Raw genomic sequence first — 8,424 nt, forward strand, 5'->3', positions numbered from 1 at the left:
GCAGGCCGCGCCGGCCTGCGCGGGCGCGCAGGCCCCGCCGCCCGTCGAGGTGGCCCGGATACCCGACTGGGTCGAGTCGATCGCCGTGGACGGGCACGGGCGGATGTTCGCCACCGCGTACTACACCGGCCGGGTCTACCGCATCGACGCCCCCGGCAGCACCCCCGTCGCGCTCACCGGCGACATCGGAGCCAACGGCGGGATCGTGGTCCGGGGCGACGGCCGGCTGCTCGTCGGCACGGGCAACGACCTCGCGCACTCCCTCACCGGCGGCCTCCTGCCGGTCTCGAAGCTGCTGCTGGTGGATCCCGACTCCGGCGGGGTGAGCACGTACGCCTCGGGTCTGGGCGGGATCGACGGCGTCGCCCTCGCCCCCGACGGCACCGTGTACACCACCACCCTGGGCGCCCGGACCATCGGCCGCGTCACCCCGGACGGGCGCGTCGACCCCGCCTGGGCCCGGGTGGGGCAGCCCAACGGGATCGCCGTGTCCCCGGACGGCTCCGAGGTCTACGTGGTCCAGACGACCGTCGCTCCCGGCCTGTACCGGATCCCCGTGGGTGACCCGGCGCACCCGCGGCGGTGGCTCTCCACCGAGCCCCGGGACGCCCTGGCCCTGCCCGACGGGCTCACCCTCGACGGCCGCGGACGCCCGCTGATCGCCACCCACGTGTCGGGACAGATCTGGCGGGCCGATGGCGCGTCCCTGTGTGCCGTGGAGTCGGGGCTGCACCTGTCCACCCAGATCACCTATGGGCACGGGGACCGGGGCTTCTCGGCGGGCAGGCTCTACCGGGCGGGGGTGGACGGCCGGATCGACGAGGTGCCCGCGGGCGCCGACCCGTCCGGCCGCTAGCCGGACCAGCGGTGTGCCGGGGGCTCGCGCCGGTGCGGTCACGAGGCGCGACCGTAGCGGACGTTCCCGCTCCAGATCCGTTCGAGCCGGACGCGGGTCCCCGGTCTGGGGGCGTGCCAGATCTTGTCGTCGCCGGCGTAGATGCCGACGTGGCCCATGGTGGAGCCGTCGGGGAAGAACACCAGGTCCCCCGGCACCCGTTGGTCCCGGCTGATGTGATCGGTGTGTTCGTACTGCTGCTCGGCGGTGCGGGGCAGTGCCCGGCCCGCCTGCCGGAAGGAATAGAGGGTCAGGCCGGAGCAGTCGAAGCGCGCGGGCCCCGTCCCGCCGTGCGCGTACGGCGCGCCCTCCTTGGAGGCGGCCACGACCACGGCCCTGGCGCCGTAGGAGGGGGCGGCGCCGGCGGGGGAGGCGGGTCCGGCGACGCCGGAGGCGGTCAGGAGCAAGAGCAGCGCGAGGGCGCGGGGAAGGCGGGATCCTGGGATGCGGCGAACGGGCCGGTGCGACTTTCGGCAACTACGGGAGACGGTCCTGGATACGGACATCGGGATACCTCCGCGTTCGGATGCGGGCAACGGTCGGTCGGATACCTGCGACGGTCCTGCTTTCGGTGACATGTGTCCCTGGGGTCTGACGGCCGCCCAGTTTTCTCCGAAGGCCCACGCGTTTCACTTCCCGGGCGCCCTCTGGGTTGTATCGATTCTGCAAAATATCCGCGAAGCAATGGAAAAATTCTCGCGCATTGGCGTGTTGCCGGTTTCGCCGCGCGCGCGAGGGCGTACAGGCGCGGCCGTTCGTGATAACGGGAGATGCGACGAGGGCGCGAGGACGCCCGGTCCGTTCCGGCCCGGCGCGGACGCCCTGTACAAACTCCCGCTCCTCGCAGTGGTGTTCGATCGAAGTTCGGCCGGGCACGTGGCGATCCTCGACTCCGCCCGCACGCCGTGTCCCCTCGCCTTCGGCGTCGACGAGGCCCTGTCCGGCCCGGCGGGCCCTGTTCCTGTCGCTCGGCCTTCCCGAAACGGCCTTCTCCGCAGCGGAGTTCTCTGCTCCTCCGAGGTGGCGCCGCCGAAGGCCGCAGGGGTGCTCGGCGGCGCGGTCAGTTCCAGCAGGGGCAGGGCATCGGCCGGGGGGTGAACACCCGGTCCGCGTCCGGCTCCCCGGTCACCCGGCCGGCGGGCGGGAGCAGGGTGAAGTCCGCCGCCGGGTCGACGTCGTCGAAGGAGGAGAACAGGTGCGTACGCGGGAACCAGTCGCCGAACGGCTCCGGCGAGGCGCCTATGCCGATGAACTGGCTGCCGGTCGCCACCGCCGCCCGCACGTCCCACGGTCCGTCACCCACGCAGACCACCCGCTCGAAGGCACCGCCGGCCCGTTCGACGGACTGGTGGACGGCCTCGCGCACCAGGTGCTCCCGGAAGGCGTGTTCGCTCGCGGTCACCACCGGCCCGGTCACCCCCAGGGGAGCCAGCTTGGCCTCGGTGGCCTCCCGCATCGAGCCCGTCGCGAAGGCCACCGCGTACCCGGGGTCCGCCTCCAGGGCCCGCAGGAACGCGGCGGCCCCGGGGATCTGCTCGACGCCCTCGCGGGCCGTCGCGGCCGTGAAGTGCGCGTGGAGCAGGCCGGAGAAGCGCTTGGTCTCCGCCTCGCCGGGAAGCCGGCCCGTGTTCTGGCGGAACACCTCGCGGAAGATCCACGAGTCCGTGTGGTGCGTGTACCCGCCCCAGTTCGAGTCGGTCTCCGTGAGCCCGCTCTCACGGAGCGCCGCCACGAACGCGGCCACGTGGGCGGGGACGCTGCGCAGCAGCGTGCCGTCGATGTCGAAGACGATCAGGGTGGTCATGGCCTGCTCCCTCGGTCGAACGCGGTGGAAATCCAAAAGGGTAGGGGAGGGGGCTGGACATGCCGTCGAGGGTGACTGGGCACACCGCCCGGGCGGTGCGTATGGCCTGAAATACACTGTTCCGGTGACTGACACCCCCATGCCCCCCTGCCCCGAGTGCTCCGGCGCCTACGCCTACGAGATGGGCGCGCTCCTCGTCTGCCCCGAATGCGGTCATGAGTGGCCGGCCGCCTCCGACGACGGCGCCGCGGCCCCCGCCGAGCGGGTGATCAAGGACGCGGTCGGCAACGTACTGGCCGACGGCGACACCGTGACCGTCGTCAAGGGGCTCAAGGTCAAGGGCAGCCCGAGCGGCATCAAGGCGGGCACCAAGGTGCGCAACATCCGCCTCGTCGACGGCGTCGACGGCCACGACATCGACTGCAAGGTCGAAGGGTTCGGCGCGATGCAGCTCAAGTCCAGCGTGGTCCGCAAGGTCTGACCGCCGCCGCCCCCGTCCACCCCGCCGCCCCCGCCCACCCGGCCGCCCCCGGCCGTCCCGGCACGTGTGAAGGCCCCGGCACCGGGAACACGAGGGCCGAGACGGGCGAACGGCGGCGGCTCGCGCCGCCGTTCGCCGCCGACCGGAGGAGCGGGGTTCACGTGAGCGAACATGTGTGGAGCTACAAGTCGACCGCGGGCCGCCCGGCGGGCGCCGACCTGATCGGCTACCGGGTGGAGGCGACCGACGGGGGCGTGGGCAAGGTCGCCAAACACTCCGACGCCGCCGGTGACGCCTACCTGGTCGTGGACACCGGGACGTGGATCTTCGGGAAGGAGGTCCTGCTGCCGGCGAGCACCGTGGTGAGCGTGGACACCGCCGAGCGCAAGGTCTTCGTCGACCGCACCCGGGGCCAGATCAAGAATGCCCCCACCTTCCACCGCGACACCCACCTCGCCGACCCCGCCTACCGCGAACGGCTGGGCACCTACTACGGAAACGGCGTCCACGGCACCGGCGGCCCCTTCGGAGGCCGCGTGCTCTGACCGGGGCACCGCCGCGCACGGTCCGGCCGGAGGTCAGTCGAGCGCCGGATGGACCTCCGGGTGGGCGTCCCACCAGGCCTGGTGGAAGGCGTTGTTGCCGACGTTGGCCACGTAGGAGCGGGCCGCCGCGCGGTACAGGAGTTCCGCCTGCCGGGCCGAGAGCGCGGCCCGGTTCCAGGCGAGGCGGATCCGGCCGGTGACGGGGTCCCCGGCGAGCGGGCGCATCACCGTCCCCGCGGCCGCCGGAGCCGTCGGCTGGCTCAGGGACACGGCCCGGCCCGCGGCGATCAGGTCGTAGTGCATCTTCCGGTCGGTGATCCGATAGCGCAGCAGCGGGCTGAACCCGGCCTTGGCGCAGGCGGCGACCAGGGCCTCCGGGCCCCCGTCGTCGTCCTCCACCAGCGTCATCCACGGTTCGTCGGCCAGGTCCGTCAGGTCGATGTGGTCCAGGGCCGCCAGGGGGTGCTGCGCCGACAGCCGGATGCAGAACGGCTCCTTCGCGATCAGGGTCCGGGCCAGGGCCCCCTCGGGGAGCGGCACCTCGTGCTCGTTGACCTCCCCGTACACGATCGCGTCGTAACGCCCGGCACCCAGCATCCGGGCCAGGGCCGTCACCGAGTCCTCCAGGTCCACGGTGATCTCCCGCCCGGACATGGCCAGGTCGGTCTGGGCGAGGAGCCCGTCGAGCAGGACCAGCAGGATGCAGCCGAGCCGCAGGGGCGCGCCGGGGGCCAGCGCGCGCGCCTCCGCGCCGAGCGCGTCCATCTCGCTGAGCACCCGGCGCGCCCTGGTCAGCACGAACTGGCCGAGGGCGGTGGGCTCCACGCCGTTCCTGCCGCGTACGAACAGCTCCCCGCCGGTGACCGCCTCGATGCGGCGCAGCTGCGCCGAGAGCGCGGGCTGGGACACCCCGAGCCGTCGCGCCGCGGCGCCCAGGCTGCCCGCCTCCGCGATCCGGCAGACGGCTTGCAGATGCCTCAACTCCAGCTGCATCCCGGCAGGTTACGCAGCGGCCCGCCACCGCACCATAACCCGGACCTTATGCCGTCCGGGATGTCCCAATCTCGTCATGTCCACATCCATACTCGGCGGCGAACGAGCACTCACCCCCCACGAACGGAGTGGACGTTGCACCCCACCAGATGGACGGCGAGCGTGGCGGCGATGGCGCTGACCGCGAGCCTCGCCGGAGCCCTCACCGGGACGGCCTCGGCCGCCCAGCGGGACCGGACCGGACCGGCCGACCGGGAAACCCCCGCCGCGCGCGCCGTCGCCGCGGCCGACCGGGCCGTCGCCAGCGGCCTGGACACCCTGGTCAACTCCGCCCAGGAACGCTACGAACGGCGCCTGGTCACGCCCTGGCTGAAGGACCTCTACTCGGTCGCCTACGAGCGCAGCTACCGCGGACTGCCGGTCGTCGGCGGCGACGCCGTCGTCCTCGCCGACGGCGCGGGCGGGATCCGCGCCGTGCAGTCCGCCTCCTCCGTACGCATCGACGTCGCGACCGGCCCCACGGTCACGGCGAAGGACGCCGAGTCCACGGCCCGCGGCCGGCTCGCCACGGTCGACAGGACCGAGAGCAGCCGCCTCGTGGTCCGCCTCAAGGAGGACAAGCCGGTCCTGGCCTGGGAGACCGTCCTGACCGGCCGCACCCGGACCGCCCCCAGCCGGCTCCACGTCTTCGTGGACGCCCGCACCGGATCCGTCGTCGACTCCTACGACGAGGTCGTCGCCGGAACCGGCAACAGCAAGTGGAACGGCCCCGGCCCGGTCACCATCGACACCACCGGCTCCGGCGGCACGTACACCCTGCGCGACCCCAACCGCACCGGGCTCAGCTGCGCGGACTACAGCTCCGGCAGCGTCTTCTCCAAGTCCTCCGACGCCTGGGGCACCGGCAACCCCACCAGCAAGGAAACCGGCTGCGTGGACCTGATGTTCGCCGCGCAGAAGCAGTGGGACATGCTGGGCCAGTGGCTGGGCCGCAACGGGGTCAGCGGCAACGGCCGCAGCTTCCCCGGCAAGGTCGGCCTCGGCGACCTCAACGCCTACTGGGACGGCAGCTCGGTCACCATCGGCCACAACAGCGCCAACGAGTGGATCGCCGGCGTGGACGTGGTGGCCCACGAGTACGGACACGCCATCGACAGCAACACCCCCGGCGGCACCAGCGGCCAGGAAGCCGGACTCGGCGAGGGCACCGGCGACATCTTCGGCGCGCTGACCGAGGCGTACATCAACGAACCGGCCCCGTACGACACCCCCGACTACACCGTCGGCGAGGTCATCAACCTCCAGGGCCGGGGACCGATCCGCAACATGTACAACCCGCCGGCCGTCAACAACGACCCGGCCTGCTACAGCTCCGCGATACCCGGCACCGAGGTGCACGCCGCCGCCGGCCCGCTCAACCACTGGTTCTACCTGCTGGCCGAGGGCACCAACCCCGGCGGCGGCAAGCCGAGCAGCAGCACCTGCAACCAGAGCACCCTCACCGGCGTCGGCATCCAGAACGCCGGCAAGATCTTCTACGGCGGCATGCTGCTCAAGACGAGCAGCATGTCGTACAAGAAGTACCGCACGGCCACGCTCGGTTCCGCGAAGTCCCTCGACGCCACCTGCGACCTGTTCACCAGGACCAAGGCCGCCTGGGACGCCATCAGCGTCCCCGCCCAGGCCGGTGACCCCACCTGCACCCCGAGCGGCCAGAACGGCGACTTCACCCTGACCCTGGACCCGGCCTCGGGCACCGTCCAGCAGGGCGCCTCCGTCACCACCCGGGTGAACACCGCCACCTCCACCGGCGGCGCCCAGCAGGTCACCCTCGGCGCGAGCGGCCTCCCGGCCGGGGTGAGCGCCTCCTTCAACCCGGCGACCGTACAGTCCGGCCAGTCCTCCGTGCTGACCCTGACCGCCACCGCCACCGCCGCACCCGGCTCCTCCACCGTCGTCGTCAAGGGCCAGGGCACCGGCACCACCGCCCACACCGTCGACTACGTACTCAACGTCGGCGGCACCACCCCCGGCACCGACCCGCCGAACATCGACGTCGCCGCCGTACAGGCGCACCTGACCCAGCTCAACGCCATCGCCTCCCAGAACGGCGGCAACCGGCGCGCCGGCAGCGGCGGCCACACCCAGTCCCTGGCCTACATCAAGGGCAAGCTGACGGCCGCCGGATACACCGTCACCGAGCAGAGCTGCACCTCGTGCACCTACCCCTCCAACAACCTCATCGCCGACTGGCCCGGCGGCCCCGACGACCAGACCGTCATGTTCGGCGCCCACCTCGACAGCGTCTCCGCCGGCCCCGGCATCAACGACAACGGCTCGGGCTCCGCGACCCTGCTGGAGAACGCCCTCGTCCTCGCCCAGAAGAACCCGGCGATGACCAAGCACGTCCGCTTCGCCTGGTGGACGGACGAGGAACAGGGCCTCAACGGCTCCACGTTCTACGTCGGCCGGCTCGGCAGCGCCCAACGCGCCGCCATCAAGGGCTACTACAACTTCGACATGGTCGGCTCGCCCAACGGCGGCTACTTCATCAACAACGTCAACTCCACCACCGCCGCCCCGCTGAAGGCGTACTGGACCTCCCTCGGCCTCGCCCCCGAGGAGAACACCGAGGGCCAGGGCCGCAGCGACGACTACTCCTTCCAGCAGGCCGGCATCCCCACCTCCGGCTACGCGGCCGGCGCCAGCGCCCGCAAGACCGCCGCACAGGCCACCAAGTGGGGCGGCACCGCCAACGCCGCCTACGACTCCTGCTACCACAGCGCCTGCGACACCACCGGCAACATCAGCGCCACCGTCCTCGACCGCAGCGCCGACGGCGTCGCCTACACCGTGTGGAAGCAGGCCGTCGGCGGCCAGAGCCCCGCACAGGACTTCTCCCTCGCCACCAGTCCCGCAGCCGGCAACGCGGCCCCAGGCGGCTCCGCCACCAGCACCGTGGGCACCACCACCGTCAGCGGCGCGGCCCAGACCGTCGCCCTGACCGTCTCCGGCGCCCCGGCCGGCGTCAGCGCCACCCTCAGCCCGTCCTCGGTGCAGTCCGGGAACTCCTCCACCCTGACCGTCCAGGTCGCCGCGAACACCGCTCCCGGCACCTACACCCTGACCGTCACCGGATCCGGCACCACCACCCACACCACCACCTACACCCTGACCGTCACCGGCGGTGGCGGCACCTGCACCCCGGCCCAGGTCGTGGCCAACGGCGGGTTCGAGAACGGCGCCAGCCCCTGGAACGCCACCACCGGCGTCATCACCAACCAGGCCGGTGAGGTCGCGCACTCCGGCAGCTACATGGCCTGGCTCAACGGCTGGGGCTCCCCCCACACCGACAGCGCCGCCCAGTCCCTTACGATCCCGGCCGGCTGCTCCTCGTACCGGCTCTCGTTCTTCCTGCACATCGACACCGACGAGACCGAGAACGTGGTCTACGACCGCTTCACCGTGTCGGTCGGCGGCCAGACCCTGGAGACCCTCTCCAACGTCGACGCCAACACCGGCTACGCGCAGAAGTCGTACGACCTCTCCCGGTTCGCCGGCCAGACCGTCACCCTCCAGTTCCTCGGCACGGAGGACCAGTCGCTCCAGATGACCAGTACGCGGGCGCCATCACGCGCCGCCTGCGCGAGCGCGTGCAGGAGCTGCTGGACGCCGCGCAGGCCGCCTACCCGGCCAAGCCGAAGGG

Annotated in this window: 7 protein-coding genes; 4 read left to right on the top strand and 3 right to left on the bottom strand. The window is 72.3% G+C overall.

All coding sequences use genetic code 11. The features are described from left to right. Positions 1–856 (top strand): SMP-30/gluconolactonase/LRE family protein (locus tag ABZW32_RS37915; protein ID WP_356225201.1); only part of this gene is annotated, 856 nt, incomplete at its 5' end. Between the two features lie 38 nt (positions 857–894). Here the strand turns inward: ABZW32_RS37915 and ABZW32_RS37920 are convergent. Next, entirely contained in the window at positions 895–1,302 is a 408-nt protein-coding gene (locus tag ABZW32_RS37920) for an NlpC/P60 family protein (protein ID WP_356225203.1), read from the bottom strand. A 653-nt stretch (positions 1,303–1,955) separates the two neighbouring features. Further along, positions 1,956–2,699: an HAD family hydrolase gene (locus tag ABZW32_RS37925; RefSeq protein ID WP_356225205.1), complete on the bottom strand. Its 744-nt coding sequence runs from the start codon at positions 2,697–2,699 to the stop codon at positions 1,956–1,958. A gap of 124 nt (positions 2,700–2,823) precedes the next feature. On the opposite strand from ABZW32_RS37925, the gene ABZW32_RS37930 reads away from it, so the two are divergent. Beyond that, on the top strand, positions 2,824–3,180 hold the full coding sequence (locus ABZW32_RS37930) for a zinc ribbon domain-containing protein YjdM (RefSeq protein WP_356225207.1): 357 nt from the start codon (positions 2,824–2,826) through the stop codon (positions 3,178–3,180). 161 nt (positions 3,181–3,341) lie between these two features. Continuing rightward, positions 3,342–3,725, top strand: a complete 384-nt coding sequence (locus ABZW32_RS37935; RefSeq protein WP_356225209.1) for a PRC-barrel domain-containing protein — start codon at positions 3,342–3,344, stop codon at positions 3,723–3,725. Between the two features lie 33 nt (positions 3,726–3,758). Here the strand turns inward: ABZW32_RS37935 and ABZW32_RS37940 are convergent, their stop codons facing one another. Continuing rightward, on the bottom strand, positions 3,759–4,718 hold the full coding sequence (locus tag ABZW32_RS37940) for a LysR family transcriptional regulator (protein WP_356225211.1): 960 nt from the start codon (positions 4,716–4,718) through the stop codon (positions 3,759–3,761). Between the two features lie 171 nt (positions 4,719–4,889). Here ABZW32_RS37940 and ABZW32_RS37945 point away from each other — a divergent pair. Beyond that, on the top strand, positions 4,890–8,424 hold a 3,535-nt coding region (locus ABZW32_RS37945), incomplete at its 3' end, for a M28 family peptidase (RefSeq protein WP_356225213.1).

The sequence above is a fragment of the Streptomyces sp. NPDC004667 genome (assembly GCF_040609475.1).
GTDB lineage: Bacteria > Actinomycetota > Actinomycetes > Streptomycetales > Streptomycetaceae > Streptomyces.

What these genes read in the sequence shown, in the direction of transcription:
- ABZW32_RS37925 (WP_356225205.1), bottom strand. Translation starts at nt 2,699, where the DNA reads ATGACCACCCTGATCGTCTTCGACATCGACGGCACGCTGCTGCGCAGC.
- ABZW32_RS37940 (WP_356225211.1), bottom strand. Translation starts at nt 4,718, where the DNA reads ATGCAGCTGGAGTTGAGGCATCTGCAAGCCGTCTGCCGGATCGCGGAG.